This window comes from Streptomyces sp. SID13726, from assembly GCF_010548375.1.
Taxonomy (GTDB): Bacteria; Actinomycetota; Actinomycetes; order Streptomycetales; family Streptomycetaceae; genus Streptomyces.
In genome coordinates this window covers 23,003-43,607 of sequence record NZ_JAAGLY010000012.1, presented here as the reverse complement: position 1 = coordinate 43,607, position 20,605 = coordinate 23,003, and the positions used below count along the sequence as shown (strand labels likewise).

The 20,605-nt window shown below is 71.3% G+C and carries 12 protein-coding genes; 11 read left to right on the top strand and 1 reads right to left on the bottom strand.

Translation table 11 applies throughout. The features are described 5' to 3' along the window. Positions 1–194: 194 nt before the first annotated feature. The 3 genes from G3I78_RS28330 (at position 195) to G3I78_RS28320 (ending at position 5,710) form a co-directional block, all read left to right on the top strand. Positions 195–2,312: an ATP-binding protein gene (locus G3I78_RS28330; protein ID WP_164429570.1), complete on the top strand. Its 2,118-nt coding sequence runs from the start codon at positions 195–197 to the stop codon at positions 2,310–2,312. A 90-nt stretch (positions 2,313–2,402) separates the two neighbouring features. Continuing rightward, positions 2,403–4,178 carry a PucR family transcriptional regulator gene (locus G3I78_RS28325; protein ID WP_164429568.1) on the top strand — a complete coding sequence of 592 codons (1,776 nt, stop codon included), beginning with the start codon at positions 2,403–2,405 and terminating at the stop codon, positions 4,176–4,178. An 86-nt stretch (positions 4,179–4,264) separates the two neighbouring features. After that, complete coding sequence (locus tag G3I78_RS28320; RefSeq protein ID WP_164429566.1) at positions 4,265–5,710, top strand: aldehyde dehydrogenase family protein; 1,446 nt, start codon at positions 4,265–4,267, stop codon at positions 5,708–5,710. Positions 5,711–5,888: 178 nt separating this feature from the next. On the opposite strand, the gene G3I78_RS28315 is transcribed toward G3I78_RS28320, so the two are convergent. Then, complete coding sequence (locus G3I78_RS28315; RefSeq protein WP_164429564.1) at positions 5,889–8,744, bottom strand: glycoside hydrolase family 3 C-terminal domain-containing protein; 2,856 nt, start codon at positions 8,742–8,744, stop codon at positions 5,889–5,891. Positions 8,745–9,080: 336 nt separating this feature from the next. Between G3I78_RS28315 and G3I78_RS28310 the strand changes: the two genes are divergently transcribed. The 8 genes from G3I78_RS28310 to G3I78_RS28275 all read left to right on the top strand — a co-directional run bounded on the left by G3I78_RS28310 (position 9,081) and on the right by G3I78_RS28275 (position 20,595). Next, positions 9,081–10,763, top strand: coding sequence for an extracellular solute-binding protein (locus G3I78_RS28310; RefSeq protein ID WP_164429562.1), 1,683 nt, complete (start codon positions 9,081–9,083; stop codon positions 10,761–10,763). Then, positions 10,763–11,851, top strand: a complete 1,089-nt coding sequence (locus G3I78_RS28305; RefSeq protein WP_164429560.1) for an ABC transporter permease subunit — start codon at positions 10,763–10,765, stop codon at positions 11,849–11,851. The genes G3I78_RS28310 and G3I78_RS28305 overlap by 1 nt, the downstream gene beginning before the upstream one ends. After that, positions 11,848–12,774: a carbohydrate ABC transporter permease gene (locus G3I78_RS28300; protein ID WP_164429558.1), complete on the top strand. Its 927-nt coding sequence runs from the start codon at positions 11,848–11,850 to the stop codon at positions 12,772–12,774. Before G3I78_RS28305 ends, G3I78_RS28300 begins: the two co-directional genes overlap by 4 nt. A 123-nt stretch (positions 12,775–12,897) precedes the next feature. Continuing rightward, positions 12,898–15,099, top strand: a complete 2,202-nt coding sequence (locus G3I78_RS28295; protein ID WP_164429556.1) for a sialidase family protein — start codon at positions 12,898–12,900, stop codon at positions 15,097–15,099. Further along, on the top strand, positions 15,099–17,066 hold the full coding sequence (locus tag G3I78_RS28290; protein WP_164429554.1) for a beta-galactosidase: 1,968 nt from the start codon (positions 15,099–15,101) through the stop codon (positions 17,064–17,066). The genes G3I78_RS28295 and G3I78_RS28290 overlap by 1 nt, the downstream gene beginning before the upstream one ends. Next, positions 17,063–19,249, top strand: a complete 2,187-nt coding sequence (locus G3I78_RS28285) for a glycoside hydrolase N-terminal domain-containing protein (protein WP_164429552.1) — start codon at positions 17,063–17,065, stop codon at positions 19,247–19,249. The genes G3I78_RS28290 and G3I78_RS28285 overlap by 4 nt, the downstream gene beginning before the upstream one ends. A 38-nt stretch (positions 19,250–19,287) precedes the next feature. Continuing rightward, positions 19,288–20,001 carry a hypothetical protein gene (locus G3I78_RS28280; RefSeq protein ID WP_164429550.1) on the top strand — a complete coding sequence of 238 codons (714 nt, stop codon included), beginning with the start codon at positions 19,288–19,290 and terminating at the stop codon, positions 19,999–20,001. Between the two features lie 27 nt (positions 20,002–20,028). Then, positions 20,029–20,595 (top strand): chorismate mutase, encoded by a 567-nt coding sequence (locus G3I78_RS28275; protein ID WP_164429548.1) that lies wholly within the window; start codon positions 20,029–20,031, stop codon positions 20,593–20,595. The last annotated feature ends 10 nt before the right edge of the window (positions 20,596–20,605 follow it).

Genomic DNA, 20,605 nt, shown 5'->3' with positions numbered 1-20,605 from the left:
GCAGGCTAGGGCGGGGGAGGAGGGGTGGGCATGCTCCATGTGGGCGTTGTCGGAGGGGCGGGTTGTCCGTGGTGGACATAGCCGGTTCCCGGGACGGTGTGACGCCTCGGCCGCGCAATCGGTGAACTCCCTTTGCGGGCGCGTTAGATTGGCCGCTGACGGTGGATGGAACGGCTGGTCAGGGAGCAGGGGCGATGGACAGCGACGGGACGCGGGACGCGCGGGGTACGCATGCGAATCCTGTGCCACGAGCACGCTCCGTCGTGCCTCCGAGGCCCACGGACGCGCCGGCGGTGCCGCCGCTTCCGGACAGTTCGGCGTTTCTGACCTGGTTGCGGACGGCTCGGCCCGAGACCCTGCCCGGCGTGTGGCGGTTCGGGCACCAGCCCCGGCCGGAAGTCGAACCGGAGCTCATCCCCGCCCGTCAGCTCATCAGCGGCGCACTGATCGCGTTCCTCGTCGGCTGGCTCGTCTGGTCCCTGCTCCAGAACGGCTACGTCGGCGCGTGGTGGCTCCTTCCGTTCAAGCTGCTCATCCCCGATTCGTGGCGTGGCAGTGGCAGTGACGTCGGCAATTACCTCGTGTACGAGGGGTACGAGCTGCTCGTCGCGCTGACGATCATGATCGTCGTCGGCCGGCTCGGCCGCTGGGGCGAGGTGTGGCGCCGGTTCGTCCTCCCGCATCTGCGCCGCAAGCCTCAGCAGCAACGGCAGCAGGCGGCCCCGGCGCCTGCCGAAGACCCCGCCGAATACCCCCACCTCCGCGCCGCCGGAGCCGTCGACGTCGCTGAGCGGCTTGCTGCTGAGGCCAGGGCTGGGCTGATGAAGGATGTTGATCATGCTCGGATCGGGCGGGCGTGGCAGGGGGTGCGGAGTGGGCGGTTCAGTCTGGCCGCGTTCAGTGGGGCGGTGCTGACGGAGGGGTCCGCGGCCTGTCTGCATCCGTCCGGGGCCCGGGATCTGCCCGGGCGGGTGGCCCGGCATGATCTGGTGACCGGGCAGGTGCGGCTCGGGACCACCGCGGACGACGCGCGGAATCCGTACGCGTACCGGGGGACCGGGCTGGGGGTGGGGCCCGAGCTGCTCGGGACGTCGTTGCTGGCCGTCGGGCCCGCCGGGTCCGGGAAGACGGGGACCGTGGTGCGGCCGCTCGCCGAGTCGCTGTGTCTGCACGCGCTCGCCGGGCGGGCCGCCGTCGTGGTGGTCGGGGCGGCGGGCGCCGGGCTCGGCCCGGCGGACGGGTACGACGTCGTCGTACAGATCGGGAATCCGGAATCGGTGTACGACCTCGACCTGTACGGAGGAACGGCCGACCCGGACGAGGCCGCGGCCGTGCTCGCCGAGGCGCTGGTCGGGGATCTCGCCGAGCCGCATCAGGGCGGTGACACCCGGCGCTCGACCACCGTGCTGGCCCAGCTTCTCGGACCGTTCAGGGCGGTGCACGGCCGCTTCCCCTCCGTACCCGAGCTGCGGCAGCTGCTCGACGGCACGGCCGGGCCGCTGGCCGTGCTCCGGAAGGGTCTTGAGGACTCCGGGCAGGAGTCGTTGCTGCGTGAACTGGACGCGCGGGAGCGGCAGATGGGCAATCCTGGGGACGTGGGCGGCATCCTCGCGGACCGGATCGCGCTGCTGGACCGGCCCGCGTTCGCCGGGTTCTTCGACACGTCGGGGCAGTCGCGGCCGTTCTCGCTGAAGGCGCTCGACCACCCCGTGCGGGTACGGATCGACCTGCCCCAGCGCGGGCACGCCGACGCCTCGCGGATGCTGGCGCGGCTGGTGCTCGCGCAGTTCTCGGCGAGTGTCGCGGTGCGGGAGGACCGGTCGCTGTTCGCGTGTCTCGTGATCGACGACGCCACGGGGGTCGTGACACCCGAGGCCGTGCGGGCGGTCCAGCGGCTGCGGTCCGGCAACGCCGGGGTCGTCCTGACGCTGCGGACCCTGGACGACGTACCGAGGCCGTTGCGCGGGCCGCTGCTCGGCGCCGCCGGGTGCCGGATGGCGCTGGCCGGGCTCACCCCGTGGGACGGGCAGGACTTCGCCGAGGTGTGGGGCAAGGAGTGGATCGAGGCCCGGGACGTCACCGACCGGCAGATCATCGCGGAGACCCCGGCCGGGAAGGTGCTGCATGCCGTGAGGAGGGTGATCACCGGCAAGGCGCCCACCGCGCGGGCGGTGACCGTACGGCAGGTCGAGCGGGAGCGGTGGTCCGCGTCCGAGCTGGCGCACGGGGTGCCGGCCGGGCACGCGGTGCTGTCCCTGACGAGCGTGCAGGGCGAGCACGCCCCGCCGCTGCTGGTGGATCTGCGCGGATGACGTGAGCCGGGGACCGTACGGTGAGGCAGAATCGTCACAGGCCGTTCATACACGGCGGCCAAAAGATCACCCGCTCCCCCTGAAGGCCTCATGCCTCCCACCCTCGCCTCGCTCGTCCACCACTCCGCGCTCAAGCTGACCGTGCGCGCGGGCGAGGACCGGCTGGACGTGCCCGTGCGCTGGGCGCATGTCAGCGAGCTCGCCGATCCCGTGCCCTACATGGAGGGCGGCGAGCTGCTCCTGATCACCGCGCTGAAGCTGGACGCGGAGGATCCGGAGGCCATGCGGCGGTATGTGAAGCGGCTGGCCGGGGCGGGGGTCGTCGGGCTCGGGTTCGCCGTCGGGGTCAACTACGAGGAGATCCCGCGGGCGCTCCTCGACGCGGCCCGCGACGAGGGGCTGCCGCTGCTCGAAGTGCCCCGCCGCACCCCCTTCCTCGCCATCAGCAAGGCCGTGTCCGCGGCCATCGCGGCCGACCAGTACCGGTCCGTCACCGCGGGCTTCGCCGCCCAGCGCGAGCTGACCAGGCAGGCCCTGACCGACGGCCCGGAGGGGCTGCTCGCCGCGCTCGCCTCCCAGGTGGACGGCTGGACGGCGCTCTACGACGCCTCGGGCGCCGTCGTCGCCACCGCCCCGGAGTGGGCGGGCCGCCGAGCCGCGCGGATCGTCGCCGACGTGGAACGGCTGCGGGAGCGGCCCGCGCCCGCCTCCGCCGTGGTCGGCGGCCCAGAGAACGACGACCGGGTCGAGCTCCACTCCCTCGGCACCGGCCGACGGCCCCGCGCCGCGCTGGCCGTCGGCACGGCCTCGGCCCTCGGGACGGCCGAGCGGTACGCCGTGCACTCCGCGATCGCGCTCCTCACCCTCACCACCGAACGGTCCCGCTCCCTGCACGCGGCCGAGCAGCGGATCGGGGCGGCCGTCCTGCGGATGCTGCTCGCGGGGGAGCCGGAGCACGCGCGGACCGTGGCCGGAGACCTGTACGGCGGTCTGCTGGACGCGCCCTTCCGGCTGATCGTCGCCGAGCCGGCCGCGGCGGCGCGGATGTCCGTCGACTCGCACGCCCATCTGGAGGCCGCCGCGAAGGCCCGGGCCGCGCAGGCGAGTGCGGGGAAGGCCGGCGCCGGGCTCGCGAACGGCGATCCGCTCACCGCGCTCGCCGAGACCGTCGAGTCCGCCGCCGCCCGGGCCGGGGAGGCCGTACTGGTCGTGCCCGAGCGGGACGGGGAGGGGCGGCGGCTGGTGGTGCTGGCCACGGACGGCGGTGCGGCGGTGACCGCGTGCGCGGATCACGCGGCGGCGCGGGAGGCGGTGCGATCAGGGGCGACGCGGGCCACGGCGGCGCACACCGGGGTGCCGCACTCCGGGGCGGCGCACTCCGGAGCAGGGCAGGCCGGAGCAGGCCACGCCGCGACGGAGCGTGAGCCGGTGGGAGACGAGGACGAGCTGGTGATCGGGGTGTCGGCCCCGGTCGGGCCGATCGCGGCGGCGGCCGGGTACAAGCAGGCCGAGCAGTCCCTCTCGGTCGCCCGGCGGCGCGGCCGGATGTACGTCGAGCACGAACAGCTGGCCGCCGGGTCCGTGCTGCCGCTGCTCGCCGACGACGCGGTGAAGGCGTTCGCGGACGGGTTGCTGCGCCCGCTGTACGAACACGACGCGACCGGCCGGGGCGACCTGGTCGCCTCCCTGCGGGCCTGGCTCTCCCGGCACGGCCAGTGGGACGCGGCCGCCGCCGACCTGGGTGTCCACCGGCACACCCTGCGGTACCGGATGCGCAGGGTCGAGGAGATCCTGGGCCGCTCCCTGGACGATCCCGACGTACGCATGGAGCTGTGGCTCGCGCTGAAGGCGACCTCGACCGAGTAGCCGTACGACAAAGAGGCGCATGCCCGAGGCCGACCACTACGACTCGGACAAACGCGGCTCCTTCCCCGCCGCCCTACCGTGGGGGCATGACTTCCACCACCGCCTTCTGGCTCGCCGGCCGCCAGGCCACCGGCGAGGACACCTTCGACGTCACCTCCCCGTGGGACGGCCGGCTGGTCGGCACGGTGAGTGTGCCGAGCGACGCGCAGACCGAGGAGGCCGTGGCCGCCGCGTACGCCGTACTGGACGAGTTCGCCGCCACCCCGGCCCACGTCCGCGCCGCCGCCCTCGACCACGTCAGCCGCCGGCTCGTCGAGCGCACCGAGGAGATCGCCCGGCTGATCTCCGCCGAGAACGGCAAGCCGATCAAGTGGGCGCGCGGTGAGGTCGGCCGGGCCGTCTCCGTGTTCCGGTTCGCGGCCGAGGAGGCCCGGCGGTTCAACGGCGGTGAGGCCCAGCGCCTCGACACCGACCTCGGCGGCCAGGGACGGCTCGCGCTGACCCGGCGCTTCCCCAAGGGCGTCGTCCTCGGGATCGCGCCCTTCAACTTCCCGCTCAACCTCTGCGCCCACAAGATCGCCCCGGCGATCGCGGCCGGCGTGCCGATCATCCTCAAGCCCGCTCCGGCCACCCCGCTCTCCGGGCTGATCATCGGCGACCTGCTCGCCGAGACCGAGCTGCCCGCCGGCTCCTGGAGCATCCTCCCGGTCGCCAACGACAAGATGGCCGCCCTGGTCCAGGACGAGCGCCTCCCGGTCATCTCCTTCACCGGTTCCGAGAAGGTCGGCTACGCGATCATGGACTCGGTGCCGCGCAAGCACTGCACCCTGGAGCTGGGCGGCAACGGCGCGGCGGTCGTGCTCGGCGACTTCGCCTCCGACACCGACCTCGACTGGGCCGCGACCCGCATCGCGACCTTCTCCAACTACCAGGGCGGCCAGTCCTGCATCTCCGTGCAGCGGGTCATCGCGGACGCCTCCGTGTACGACCGGCTGCTGCCCCGGATCGTCGCCGCCGTCGAGGCCCAGGGCACCGGCGACCCGAGCGACGACAAGACCGACGTCGGCCCGCTGGTCAGCGAGGACGCGGCCAGGCGTGTCGAGGCGTGGGTGAAGGAGGCCGTCGAGGCGGGCGCGACCCTGCTCACCGGCGGCGACCGCGACGGCGCCTCCTACGCGCCGACCGTCCTCACCGACGTCCCGGCCGACACCACGATCTCCTGCGAGGAGGTCTTCGGACCCGTCCTCACCGTGCAGAAGGTGGACGGCGAGGCCGCCGCCTTCGCCGCCGTCAACTCCTCCAAGTACGGCCTCCAGGCAGGGGTGTTCACCCACGACCTCCAGGCCGCCTTCCGCGCCCACCGCGCCCTTGAGGTCGGCGGCGTGGTCGTCGGTGACGTCCCCTCCTACCGCGCCGACCAGATGCCGTACGGCGGTGCCAAGCAGTCCGGTGTGGGCCGCGAGGGCGTGAAGTTCGCGATGGACGACTACACGTACGAGCGGGTGCTGGTGCTGACGGGGCTCGCGCTCTGAGGACCCGAGCGCTCCGAGAAAGCCGTGCGCTCCGAAACCCGTGATGGATTCCACTAGCTAATGGGAACCATTTTCATATAGAGTCGGCACAGCGACGCTGACCCGCCGCCCCGAAGGGGCCCGGCACCGATGCCTTCCGGTGCCGGGCCCCTTCATCTGTGCCGGTTCCTCCGGACCCTCAACCGGAGAAGCCGACATGCGCGAGCCGCAGCGGGCCGCGCAGCCTGAGGTGCACGTCGTGCACGCCCTCGGCGACGATTCCGGCGCCGAGCGTGGTGTAGTCGTACGGCCCCGAGTCGGACTCCTCGATCTCCAGTACGGCGAGCACCGCGCCCCCGTCCAGGGACAGCTCGACCGCGCCCTCGCCGGAGACCAGCGCCGTCACCTCGGTGACCCCGTCGCCGAAGTCGCAGTCCCGGTAGACGAGTTCACCGGTACGGCCCTCGGTCGCCGTGACCGCGTCGCCCGCCGCCTTGGTCCGGTCGACGATCTCGACCCCGCTCTGCTCGTCGAAGTCCGCGCCCTCCAGGCCCCGTTGGAGCACCGGACGCGGTGCGGCGGACTCGCCGTCGAGCAGCACGGTCGTACGCAGCCGGATGTCCTCGCTGGAGGCGCCGGCCAGGAGGTCGTACGGACCGGGTTCCAGCCGCCAGCCGCCCCGCGTCACGTCCCAGAACTCGAAGGCCCGCAACGGGACTTCGAAGGACAGCTCCTCGCGGGCGCCCGGGGCGAGGGTCACGCGCCGGTGGGCCACCAGCTCGCGGCGCGGGCGGGGGAGCGCCGGGTCGACCGCGCGGGTGTAGAGCTGGGCGACCTCGTCGGCGGTGACGTCACCGGTGTTCGTGATCGTGAACGAGACGTGCGCCGCGTCCTCGTCGGTCCGCACGGCCAGGTCCCCGTACGAGAAGGACGCGTACGACAGCCCGTGGCCGAACGGGAACAGGGGCGTGCCCTCGAAGTAGAGGTAGGTCTGGCGGCTGCCGATCACGTCGTAGTCGAGGAGGCCCGGAAGGTCGGCGTCGCTCTCGTACCAGGTCTGCGGGAGGCGGCCCGCGGGGGAGACGTCGCCGGCCAGCACGCGGGCCAGCGCGGTGCCGGCCGCCTGGCCGCCGTGGGCCGTCCACAGGGCCGCGGCCAGGGCGGAGGTGTCCACGGCGTACGGGTAGGCCGAGACCAGGGCCAGGACCGTGCGGGGGTTCGCGGCGCGGGCGGCGCGCAGCAGGCGCTCCTGGTGGGCGGGGAGCCGCAGGGAGACGCGGTCCTCGGTCTCGCGGCCGTTGATGTGCGGGTCGTTGCCCGCGACGACCAGGACGACGTCCGCCTCGGACGTGACGCGGGTCACTGCGTCTTCGCCGCGTTCGACGATGATCAGCGTGAAGGTTTCCGGCTTCGCCTCGGGTTCCGGATTCTCGTCGGCAACCTTCACTCCGTCCGCGGCGACAGTGACGTGGCGGCCCGTGCCGATGTGCCTGAGGAGGTGACCGCCGCCGTGCTGTTCCAGCCGGAAGGTCTCCTGGACGACCCAGCCCCCGGGCTGGTCGGCCGAGGCGCGCAGGTAGCCGTCCTCGGCGACGGACACATAGCGGCCGTCGGGGGCGCGCAGCGTGAGGACGCCCTCGTCCCAGTCGATCAGCGCGAACTCGGTGCCGGTCGCGTCGGTGGTCAGCGGGGGCAGGTCCGTGCGGCCCGCGAGCAGCGCCGGGTCCAGGGCGCCCTCGGCGCCGCGCACCTCGTCCTCGGCGCCCTCGGCGGCCGGGACGTGCAGGAACGTCCCGGCGGAGGTCTTCAGGCGTACCCGGTCCACCCCCTCCGCGAACTCCACGCGCTCGGCGCCGAACCGCTCGTACAGCCCCTCCAGCGGGGTCGAGCGGTGGATGAGGGTGCCGCTGTACCAGTCGAGCTTGCACTCGTCGGCGAGCAGCCCGACCACCGCGATCCGGGTGTCCGGGGCGAGCGGCAGCACACCGTCGTTCCTGAGCAGCACGATCGCCTGCTCGGCGGCCTCCTGGGCGAGCGCGCGGTGTGCCGGGGTGTCGAAGTCCTTGGCGCCCGCGTGCGGGTCGTAGTGCGGGTCGAACTCGCCGAGCCGGAAGCGGACCGAGAGCTGGCGGCGGACCGCGGAGTCGATGTCGGCCTCGGTCAACAGGCCCTGGTCCAGGGCCCCTTGGATCCGCCCGACCATCTGCGAGCTGTCCGTGCCGTGGTCGGTGAAGCTGTCGACGCCGGCCCGGAGGGAGGCCGCGGTGGCTTCCTCGTGGGTGTCGAAGTAGTGCTCGTGGTCGACCAGGTTGGAGGGCGCGCCCGCGTCCGAGCAGACCAGCAGCTCCTCCTCGGTCCAGGCGCGCAACTGCTCGCGAAGGTACGGCGAGACGTGGTTGGGGCGGCCGTTGACCAGGTTGTACGCCGGCATCACCCCGGCCACCGCGCCCGCCTCGACCGTCCCGCGGAAGGCGCGCAGGTCGTACTCGTGCAGCACGCGCGGACGCACCGAGCTGGACGAAGTGGCGCGGTCCGTCTCGTTGTTGTGGGCGAGCCAGTGCTTGAGCACCGGGGCCGTGCGCCAGTACGTCGGGTGGTCGCCGCGCAGCCCGTGGGTGTAGGCGGTGGCGATGGCGGAGGTGAGCCCGGGGTCCTCGGAGTAGCCCTCCTCGTTACGGCCCCACAGCGGATGCCGGAGCAGATTCACCGTCGGCGCCCAGACGTTGAGGCCCACGCGGTCGTCGTGGGCGCGCATCGACCGGACCTCCTTGGACACCGCCTCGCCGACCCGGCGCACCAGCTCGGTGTTCCAGGTCGCGCCGAGACCCACCGCCTGCGGGAAGACCGTCGCCGGGCCCATCCAGGCGACGCCGTGCAGGGCCTCCTGGCCGGTGCGGAACTCGGGGACGCCGAGCCGTTCGACGGCGGGTGCGAACTGGTGCAGGAATCCGATCTTCTCGTCGAGGGTCAGCCGCGACAGCAGATCGTCGATGCGCTTCGCGAACGGCAGATGCGGATCGCGAAATGGCGGCGTGTGCGGCGGGTGTGCGGTCACGTGGGGATCCCCTTGCGATGGATCGGTTCGATGCTTTCGAAGCGCTTCGATGCTCATTCGACACAGGGGTGGGTGTCAAGAGATCAACACCGTCACTTCAAGCGGTGCATAAGAAAAGGTCACCTCTTACACCTCGGAGGAATCTTGGGAACGACCCTTGTGCACCCCTGGGTGTTCACTTAACCTCACAGCAACATCGAAGCGCTTCGACTACTTCGACTACGGATTCCGTCGCGACGGTCGAATCACCGCTTCAGCTCAGCCAGTTCCACTCAAGACACCGCAGCCGACGGCTCCACCGCCGGGTGTCCTGGTGCGCCATGAAGGGTTGACGCAATGACGCCGAACGCCGCTTCCGCCTCCTCCGGGCCGAGCCGGAGAAGCTTCCTCGCCTCGACGGCGGTCGCCACCGCCGCGGTGGCGGGCGGGATGCCGCTGCTGTCCGCCTGCGGGGGGTCGGGCGGCGGCGAGCGCGAGGGAACCACGTCGGGCAAGGCCGCGGACAAGCTGCTCCCGACGTTCGTCGCCAGCACGGTCGTGAACCCGGACCTGCCGTCGAAGAACGGCTCGGCCGCCGGATTCACCGGCAAGGTCGACCTCGCGGCCCTCAAGACCTCGGTCCCGGACAAGCTCGGCACCGGCGCCTCCTTCAAGATCATGTCCCCGTTCTGGGGCTCCCCGCCGAAGGCCGGCTGCGCCTACTACACCGCGCTCGACGCGGCGGCGGGCACCAAGATCGACTGGCAGAACCAGGACGGCAACACCTACGGCCAGAAGCTCGGCGCGGTCCTCGCCTCCAGCTCCATACCCGACATGGTCGTCGTGCCCAGCTGGGAGCTGGTCGGCAAGATCTCCAACGCGGTCACCGCCAAGTTCATGGACCTCGGCCCCTACCTGGCGGGCGACAAGGTCAAGAAGTACCCGAACCTGGCCGCGATCCCCTCCGACGCCTGGCGCATGGGCATCTTCGGGGGTGCGCTGCGCGGGATTCCGATGCCGGCGGCCACCGCGAACTGGATCGCGCCGCTGTACCGCGAGGACGTCTTTGACAAGAAGGGCTACGCGGTACCCAAGTCGGCCGACGAGTTCATGAGCTGGGCCAAGGAGGCCACCAGCTCCAAGGCCAAGGTGTGGGCCTGCGACGGCAACCTGACCTGGTCGGCGTGGAGCTTCTTCGGAGTTCGCGGCTCCGGGCCGATCGGCTGGGACATGGGGTCCGACGGCAAGGTGACGTACCGCATCGAACAGCCCGAGTACCTCGAAGCCCTGGAGTGGGTCCGCAAGGTGTTCGACGCGGGCCTGGTCCACCCTGACGACAAGGCCCGCACGGGCGACGCCGGCCAGCGCTTCACCGCCGGGCAGATCCTGGTCTGGAACACCAACATCGCCGACTGGTACGGCAAGGTATCCGAACAGGCCCAGTCCAACCCGGACCTCCGGATCGACGCCATGGACCTCTTCGGCGCGGACGGCGGCAACCCGAAGCTGTACGCCTCCTCGCCCGCCACCATCTGGTCGCTGATTCGCAAGGGCGCCTCCAAGACGACGATCGAGAACGCCTTGGCCGCCGCCGACTTCTCGGCCGCCCCCTACGGCACCAAGGAGCGGATGCTCGTCGACTACGGCGTCGAGGGCACCCACTACACCGTCAAGGACGGCGTCCCGGTCAAGAACGACCTGGGCAACTCCGAGGTGCTCAACGCCTGGGTGATGCTGGCCGCGCCTGCCGCCTACTTCGCCCACCCCGACTTCCCCGAGGTCGCCCGCAAGCAGGTCGAGTGGCAGCAGCGGATGGGCGCCTTCATGAAGAAGACGTCCACGTACGGCATGAACATCGTCGAGCCGACCCGCTACGCCAACCTCTCCAGCCAGTTCGAGCAGCTGGAGATCGACTACGTACGCGGCAACCGCAAGCTCTCCGACGTCCAGGCGGCCATCTCCACCTGGAAGTCCTCCGGCGGCGACAAGCTGCGCGACTGGTACAAGGAGCTCATCGACAAGAACGGCAGCGGCAACTGATGTCTCTCACGGCCGGGAGCAGGCCCGACGGGACCCGACCTCCCGCGGCCGTCGAGGAACCGACGGCCGCGGTCGCCGCCGCGGTGGGCGCTTCGGTGGAGGAGCGGACGGCGCGCAAGACAGGCAGGGCGGGCAAGACAGGCAGGGCGGGCAAGGCGGGCAAGATCCCCTTCAGGATTCGGCTGCGCCGCGACCGCACGCTCATCCTCATGACGCTGCCCGTCATGGTCCTGCTCCTGCTCTTCAACTACGTCCCCCTGCTCGGCAACGTCGTCGCCTTCCAGGACTACGACCCGTACATCTCCAGCAACGGCATCACCGCGATCTTCCACAGCCCCTGGGTCGGGGTCGAGCAGTTCTCGCGGATGGTCGACGACCCGCTGTTCTGGGACGCCGCGAAGAACACCATCGTGCTGTTCGTGCTCCAGCTGGTGCTGTTCTTCCCGATCCCGATCGCCCTCGCGCTGCTCATCAACAGCGTGATCAGGCCCCGGGTGCGGGCCGTGGCGCAGGCGATCATGTATCTGCCGCACTTCTTCTCGTGGGTCCTCGTCGTCACCGTGTTCCAGCAGGTCTTCGGCGGCGCGGGCATCATCGCCCAGACCCTGGAGGACCACGGCTGGAGCGGCTTCGACCTGATGACCAACGCGGACCTCTTCAAGTACCTGGTCACCGCGCAGGCCGTCTGGAAGGACGCCGGCTGGGGGATCATCGTCTTCCTCGCCGCGCTCGCCGCCGTCAGCACCGACCTGTACGAGGCCGCCGCCATGGACGGCGCCGGGCGCTGGCGCCGGATGTGGCACGTGACGCTGCCCGCGCTGCGCCCGGTGATCGCACTGCTCCTGGTCCTCCGGGTCGGTGACGCGCTGAGCGTCGGTTTCGAGCAGTTCCTGCTCCAGCGGGACGCCGTCGGTGTGGGTGCCAGCGAGGTCCTCGACACCTACGTGTGGAACATGGGTATCCAGAACGGCGACTTCAGCTACGCGGCCGCGGTTGGCCTCGTCAAGGGAGCCATCGGAGTGTGTCTCGTCCTGGGTGCGAACAAGTTCGCGCATCTGCTGGGCGAGCAGGGGGTGTACCAGAAGTGAGCCTCAACACGCAGCTCGTCCGCAGCCTCAAGGCCCCCGCCCGGCCGGTGTGGGAGGAAGAGCCCAGCAAGGCCGGAATCACCGCGAAGAGCGGTCTGCTGCTCCTGTGCTGTCTCGGGGTGATCGGTCCGCTGTGGATCGTCATCGTCACCAGCCTCTCCCCGAAGCCGGTGATCGACCGGGTCGGCGGGCTCGTCGTGATCCCCCAGGGCATCACCTTCGTCAACTACACCGAACTGCTCAGCGGCGGCCAGGTCAGCCGGGCGATCATGGTCTCGGTCGGGGTCACGCTCTTCGGCACGCTGTTCTCGATGGCCGTGTCGGTGCTGGCGGCGTACGGGCTGTCCCGGCCGGGGAGTCTCGGGCACCGGTTCTTCCTGATGGCCATGATGGCGACGATGTTCTTCGGCGCCGGGCTCATTCCGACCTATCTGCTGGTGCAGTCGCTCGGACTGACCGACACGTATCTGTCGCTGATCCTGCCCAGCGCGGTCAGTGTCTTCAACATCCTTGTGCTGCGGGCCTTCTTCATGGGGATCTCGCCCGAACTCACCGAGTCCGCGCGGATCGACGGGGCGGGGGATCTGCGGATTCTGCTGACCATCATCATGCCGTTGTCGCGGGCTGTGCTGGCGGTGATCTCGCTGTTCTACGCGGTGGGTTACTGGAGTGCGTGGTTCAACGCGTCGATCTATCTCAGTGATCAGTCGATGATGCCGCTCCAGAATGTGCTGATCCAGTTGGTGCAGAAGAACACGGAGGCTCCTACGGGGTTGCAGCAGGCGGTGCGTACGGGGCAGTTGTCGGCGCTGGGGTTGCAGATGGCCGTGATGGTGCTGGCGTTGATTCCGGTGGCTGTGGCTTCTCCGTTCGTGCAGCGGCATTTCAAGAAGGGCATGTTGACGGGTGCGGTGAAGGGCTGACCGTTCGCCATCCCGGAGGGGTGGTTCTGACGGACGGCGGCTGCGGGTTGTTCGTGGCTGGGCGCGCAGTTCCCCGCGCCCCTGGGTGGGCTCACTTTCCCTTAGTTCAGAGCGAGGTTTGTCATGCTTTCGTCCAGGATTAGCCGGCGTGCCGTGCTTGTGGGGACCGCGGCTGCTGCTGCAGTCACCGTTGTTCCGGCCCTCCCGGGAGTCGCCGCGGCGGCCACCCCCTCCTACCGCTGGCGCCAAGTAGCCATCGGCGGCACCGGATTCGTCACCGGTGTCCTCTTCCACCCCTCCGTGCGCGGTCTCGCCTACGCCCGTACCGACATCGGCGGTGCCTACCGGTGGGACGACCGGAGTGCGCGCTGGACCCCGCTCAACGACGACCTCGGCTGGGACGACTGGAACCTGCTCGGGGTCGAGGCGATGGCCGTCGACCCGGCGCATCCGAACCGGGTCTACCTCGCGCTCGGCACCTACGCGCAGTCCTGGGCCGGCAACGGTGCCGTGCTGCGGTCCGAGGACCGGGGGGCGAGCTGGAAGCGGGCCGATCTCTCCGTGAAGCTCGGGGGGAACGAGGACGGGCGGGGGGCCGGGGAGCGGCTCCTCGTCGATCCCCGGGACAGTGACACGCTGTGGCTGGGGACCAGACATGACGGGTTGCTCAAGTCCACGGACCGGGGCGCCACTTGGGCCGCCGTCGGCGGGTTCCCCGGGGTGCCCGGCAGCGGTGGCCAGGGTGTGACCCTGCTCGTCGCCGCCGGGCGGGTGCTGTACGCCGGGTGGGGGGACTCCGACGGGACCTCCGCCAACCTCTACCGCACCTCCGACGGGACCACCTGGGAAACCGTCCCCGCGCAGCCCTCCGGCACCTCCGCCAAGGTGCCGATCCGGGCCGCGTACGACTGCCACACCCGGGAGTTGTACGTCTCCTACGCCAACGCGCCCGGCCCGAACGGGCAGTCCGACGGCAGCGTGCACAAGCTGGCCACGGCGAGCGGCACATGGACCGACGTCACGCCCGTGAAGCCCGGCGGGACCACGAGCGACGGCTCCTCCGACACCTTCGGGTACGGCGGAGTCTCCGTCGACGCCCGCCGCCCCGGCACCGTCGTCGTCTCCACCAACAACCGCTGGGCGGCCGTCGACACCCTGTACCGGTCCACGAACGGCGGCCGTACCTGGACCTCCCTCAAGGACTCCGCGGTCCTCGACGTCTCCGAGACGCCGTTCCTCACCTTCGGCGCCGACGCGCCCAAGTTCGGCTGGTGGATCCAGGCCCTCGCCGTCGACCCGTACGACTCGAAGCACATCGTCTACGGCACCGGCGCCACCCTCTACGGCACCCGCGACCTCAAGCACTGGGCCCCGCAGATCCGGGGCCTGGAGGAGACCTCCGTACGGCAGTTGATCTCGCCGCCGACCGGCGAGGCGCACCTGCTCAGCGGGCTCGGGGACGTCGGCGTGATGTACCACGAGCGGCTCACCGCCTCGCCCTCGCGCGGTATGGCCTCGAACCCCGTGTTCGGATCGGCGACCGGACTCGCGCAGGCCGCCGCCAAGCCGTCGTACGTCGTCCGGACGGGCTTCGGCGACCACGGAAACGGCGCCTACTCGAACGACGGCGGCAAGTCCTGGGCGCCCTTTGCCGCTCAGCCCGCCCTCGCCAAGGACGCGCCCGGGCCGATCGCCACCAACAGCGACGGCAGCGTGCTGCTGTGGACCTTCGTGCACTGGGACGGCACCAAGTACCCGGCCCAGCGCTCCACGGACAACGGCGCCACCTGGGCCGAGGTCGCCGGCTACCCCAAGGGCGCCACCCCGCTCGCCGACCCGGCCGACCCGAAGCGCTTCTACGCGTACGACACCGACACGGGCACCCTGTTCGCCAGCACGGACGGCGGGCTCACCTTCACCGGGCGCGCGAACGGACTGCCTTCCGGTGACAGCCAGTTCCAGCTGGCCGCCGCTCCGGGGCGCTCCGGCGACCTGTGGCTGAGCACCAAGTGGAACGGTCTGTACCGGTCCACCGACGGCGGCGGGACCTTCACCAAGCTCACCAGCTGCTGGGCCTCCTACACCCTCGCCTTCGGCAAGGCCGCCGACGGTGCCGACTACCCGGCGGTCTACCAGGTCGGCTCCACGGAGACGATCACCGCCGTGTACCGCTCCGACGACGGCGCGAAGAGCTGGGTGCGCGTCAACGACGACCAGCACCAGTGGGGTTGGATCGGCGCGACCATCGCCGCCGACCCGCGCCTGTACGGCCGCGTCTACATCGCCACCAACGGCCGGGGCATCCAGTACGGGGAGCCCGTCTGATGCCGCACCTGGGCGACGCCACCCGCGGCCGCATCCTCTACGGCGGCGACTACAACCCCGAGCAGTGGCCCGAGGAGACCTGGCCGGAGGACGTCCGGCTGATGAAGGCCGCCGGCGTCAACTCCGTCACGCTCGGCGTCTTCTCCTGGGCCAAACTCGAACCCCGGCCCGGGGAGCGGGACTTCGGCTGGCTGGACCGGCTGATGGACCTCATGCACGCGAACGGCATCGGGGTCGTCCTCGCCACCCCGACCTCCTCGCCGCCGCCGTGGATGGGCCACCTGCACCCCGACACCCTGCCCGTCACCGAGGACGGCCGCACCGAGTACTGGGGCGGGCGCCAGCACTTCTCGCACTCCAGCGCCACCTACCGGCGCTTCGCCGCCGCCATCACCGAGGACCTGGCCGCCCGTTACGGCGGCCACCCGGCCCTCACGATGTGGCACATCAACAACGAGTACTGCACCTTCGACTGGAGCGACGAGGCCGCCGCCCGGTTCAGGGTCTGGCTCCAGCGGCGGTACGGCGGCCTCGACGCCCTCAACTCCGCCTGGGGCACCGCCTTCTGGAGCCAGGGCTACGGCGACTGGGCCGAGGTGCACACGCCCCGCCACGCGCACTACCTGAAGAACCCCACCCAGGTCCTGGACTTCCGGCGCTTCACCTCCGACATGCTCCTGGAGTGCTACCTCGCCGAGCGGGACATCGTCCGCCGGGCCACCCCGAACATCCCGGTCACGAGCAACTTCATGCCGCTGTGGTTCGGGCAGGACGCCTGGCGCTGGGCCGAGGAGGAGGACGTCGTCTCCGTCGACCTCTACCCCGACCCGCGTGATCCGCTCGGGGCCCAACAGGGCGCCCTCGTGCAGGACATGACCCGCTCCCAGGCGCGCGGTCCCTGGATGCTCATGGAGCAGGCCGCGGGACCGGTCAACTGGCGGGGTGTGAACCACCCCAAACCGCGTGGCCTGAACCGCCTCTGGTCCCTCCAGGCCGTGGCCCGCGGTGCCGACGCCGTCTGCTACTTCCAGTGGCGCCAGTCCCGGCAGGGCGCGGAGAAGTTCCACTCCGGGATGGTCAGTCACGCGGGGGAGGAGGGCCGCACCTACCAGGAGGTCAAGCAGCTCGGAGCCGAACTCGCCGCCATCGCAGGCAAGGTGACGGGCCGTCACACCGCCAACGACATCGCCGTCCTGCACGACTGGCACTCCTGGTGGGCCGGCGCCCAGGACGGCCGGCTCTCCAGCGAGGCCGACTACCCGGACGTGCTCAAGGCGTGGCACCGCGCGCTCTGGGAGGCCCACCTCACCACCGACTTCGCCCACCCCGAACACGACCTCACCGCCTACAAGCTGGTCGTCGTCCCCCAGCTGTACGCCCTCACGGACGCGGCGATCGACAACCTCCTCGCCTACGTCGACCAGGGCGGAACCCTCGTCTCCGGCTTCCTCACCGGCGTCGCCGACGAGGACGACCGGGTCCGCCCCGGCGGCATGGACGCCCGGCTGCGCGAACTGTTCGGCATCCGGGTCCTGCACGAGTGGTGGCCGCTGGACGCGGGGGAGAAGGCCGAGGCGGAAGGCTTCCGCGGCACGCTGTGGTCGGAGGAGATCGAGAAGACCGAGGACGCCACAACGCAGGCCGCCTACAAGGGCGGTGAGCTGGACGGGCTGCCCGCCGTGCTCCGCAGGGGCCGCGCCTGGTACCTCTCGACGCTCCCTGAACCGGACGCCCTGCGCGAGCTGCTCGGCCGTATCGCCCACGACGCGGGCGCGCGCCCCGCCCTCGAAGGACTGCCCGACCGGGTCGAGGCGGTCCGCCGCGGCGACCTGCTGTTCGTCCTCAACCACGGCCGCGAGTCGGTGACCGTCGAGGTGCCCGGCACCCACCGGGACCTGCTGACGGGGGAGTCCGGCACGGACCGCGTGACGCTGGGCCGCTACGGAGCGGCGGTGCTCGCACCATGACCGACGGCACCTGGGAACCCCGCCCCGCCACCCGCTGGGAGGACGGCTTCCTGAGCGGCAACGGCCACCACGGCGCCCTCGCGTTCGGCGCCCCGGACGACGAACGGGTCGTCGTCACCCACCACACCCTGGTCCGCCCCAACGGCGCCGAACACGCCCGCCCGCCCCGCCTCGCCGCCGAACTCCCCGCGCTCCAGGACCGGTTGCTCGCGGGCGAGCTCGACGCCGCCGAGCGCTTCACGGACGGGCGCCCGCTCCAGTGGGTGCAGCCCTTCCACCCGGCCTTCGCGATACGGCTGCGACGGCCGGCCACCGACGGGAGCACCGGTTACCGCCGCTCCGTCGACTTCACCACCGGCGTCGCGCAGAGCGAGTACGAGGGCTGCCACAGCCGTGTCTTCGTGTCCCGCGCCGACGACGTGATCGTCCAGCAGGTCACCGCTCCCGACCTGGACATCTCGCTCGACCACCGGCTCCCGAACGCACCCCACGACCTGGCCGTGGGCCACGGCGCCGTCCTCACCCCCGACGGCGCCCTGCTCACCCTGCGCGCCCGCTACCCCGGCAGCGACCGCGCCTACACCGGCGTCACCCTCGTCGTGGTCACCGGCGGCCGTACCACCCTCACCCCGCCAGGACTGCGCATCACCGGCGCGGACTCCGTCCTGCTCCTGACCCGGGTGCTGCGGCACGCCGACGAGCCGGACGCCCTCGCCGAGGCCCGCGCCCTGGGCGAGCTGCTGCCCGACGGCCACGACGACCCGTACGGCCGTCTCCTCGCCCGCCACACCGAGCCGCACCGCACCGCCTACCGGCGGGTGACCCTCGACCTCGGCGCCGATCCCGCCGAACGGGCCCTGCCCGGCTCGGAGTTGCTGAAGCGGACCGACAGCCCGGCCCTCCTGGAGCGGCTGTTCGCCGCGGGCCGCTACCACCTGCTCTCCGCCGGCGGACTCTTCCCGCCCCGCCTCACCGGCCTGTGGACCGGCGACTGGGACACGGCGTGGGCGGGGGCGTTCACCAACGACGCCAACGTCAACCTCCAGACCGCGTCGGCGGCGGGCGCGGCCCTCCCTGAAGTCACTGCCGCTCTCGCCTCCCTGATCGACCGTCAGCTGCCGGACTGGCGGGACAACGCCCGTGAGATCTTCGGCGCCCGCGGTGTCGTGGCCCCGCCGCACTCCGACGGCGAGTCCGGGCTGACGTACCACTTCAGCCGCGAGTACCCGCTGCACCTGTGGACGGCGGGCGCCGACTGGCTGCTCAAGCCCCTCGTCGACCACGACGAGACCCGCGGCGAACAGGACCCGCGCACCGCCCGCGCCCTCGCCGAAGTCGCCCTGTTCTACGAGGACTTCCTCACCCGCACGGACGAGGACGGCCATCTCGTCGTCGTGCCCTCCTACTCACCGGAGAACCGTCCGGCGAACGCCAGTTGGGGCGCCCTCAACGCGGCCATGGACCTCTCCGCCGCCCGCCACGCCCTGCTCACCGCGGCCGCGTACCACCCGGAGAGGGCGGATGCCTGGCGTGCCCTCGCGGACCGGCTCCCGCCGCACCGGATCAACTCCGACGGAGCCCTCGCCGAATGGGCCTGGCCCGGCCTCGACGACACCTACGACCACCGGCACCTCAGCCACCTCTACGGCGTCTGGCCGCTCGACGAGATCACCCCCTACGACACCCCCGAACTCGCCGAGGCGGCCCACCGGGCCCTCGAACTGCGGGGCGCCGAGAACGACTCGGCCCACGGCCATCTCCACCACGCCCTCGTCGCGGCCCGGCTGCGCGACGGGGAACGGGTCGCGCACGCCCTCGGCCAGGTCCTGGGCGGCGACTTCTTCCACGACTCGCTGATGAGCGCGCACTACCCGAACCGGGACGTCTACAACGCGGACGCCGCCCACACCCTGCCCGCCGTGCTCGTCGAGATGCTCGTGCAGTCGACGCCGGACCGGCTGGTGCTGCTGCCCGCGCTGCCCGCCACCTTCCCCCAGGGCGAACTACGGGGCGTCCGCACCCGGTTCGGGGCCGAACTCGACCTCACCTGGAACCCTCACGAAGCGACCGCGGTGCTCCGCCCCACCCGGACCCACCGCGTCGAACTCCGGACTTCCTCCGGCGCCGAGCCGCTCGACCTCGTCGCCGGAGAAGACCACGTCCTCCGTCTGGAGGCGTGGTAACACCCCCGCACCTCCCCCCACCCATGGAAAGGGACACCATGGCAACGACCGCACTGCGCAAGGTCACCATGGCCGTACTGGCACCGGCGATGGCCATCGGCGCCACTGTCGGCCTCGCCTCCGCCCCCGCCTCCGCCGCCGTCTGGAGCAGCTGCGCCCAGTACGGCAACACGAGCCTGAACGGCTACACGCTCTACAACAACATCTGGGGCTCCGGCGCCGGCGCCCAGTGCATCTGGGCCAACTCCGGCACCAACTGGGGCGTCAACGCCAACCACCCCAACACCGGCGGCATCAAGTCCTACCCCAACGCCAAGAAGGTGATCAACAAGTCGATCACCTCGCTGGGCTCGCTCTCCAGCAGCTACAACGTCACGGTCCCGTCGTCGGGGTCGTACAACACGTCGTACGACATCTGGGACACCAACTACGACTACGAGATCATGCTCTGGATGAACAAGACCGGCGCCGTCGGTCCGCTGGGCACCTCGCAGGGCAACGTCACGCTCGGCGGTCACACCTGGACCGTCTACAAGGGCAACAACGGCTCCAACGACGTGTTCTCGTTCATCCGCACCTCCAACTCGTCGTCCGGCACGGTCAACGTCCTGCCCATCCTGAAGTGGATCAAGGACACCAAGGGCTGGTTCGGCAACGTCACCATCGGCGACCTCCAGTTCGGCTTCGAGATCACCTCCTCCTCCGGCGGACTGGACTTCGCGGTCAACAGCGAGAGTGTCAGCAGCAGTTGACCGAACGGGGTGGGGTTTGATGGGACCATGCGCAACTCCACCCCCCTCGCCGTCCCCCTGATCGCCGCCGCCGCACTGCTCGTCGTGCCGGGCAGCGCGGCGGCGGCACCCACCCAGTCCCTCCACACCGTGGCCGACCTCTCCGCGGAACGCCTCGCCACCGCCGACCTCGTGGCCGCCGCCAAGTGGGGCACCGACAGCCCCATCGACGACCCGGCCCGCGAACAACAGGTCCTGGACGCCGTGGCGGCACAGGCCGAGCAGATCGGCGCCGACCCGGCCGAGATCCGCGTGATCTTCCGCGACCAGATCGAGGCGAACAAGGTCGTGCAACGGGGCCTGTTCCAGCGCTGGACCGCCCATCCCGACGAGGCCCCGACGACCAAGCCGGACCTGAATGTCGTACGGCAGAAGATCAACCGGATCACCGGCGCGCTGGTCCAGTCCCTGGCCGACACCTCCCGGAAACGTGGCACCTTCGAGTGCCGCCCCGAACTGACCCTGGCGGCCGTCCAGATCCACCACGAGGACCACTTGGACGGACTGCACACCCGCGCGCTGATCCGCGCCCTGCCCTCCGTCTGCCGCGACTGACGGAGAAACA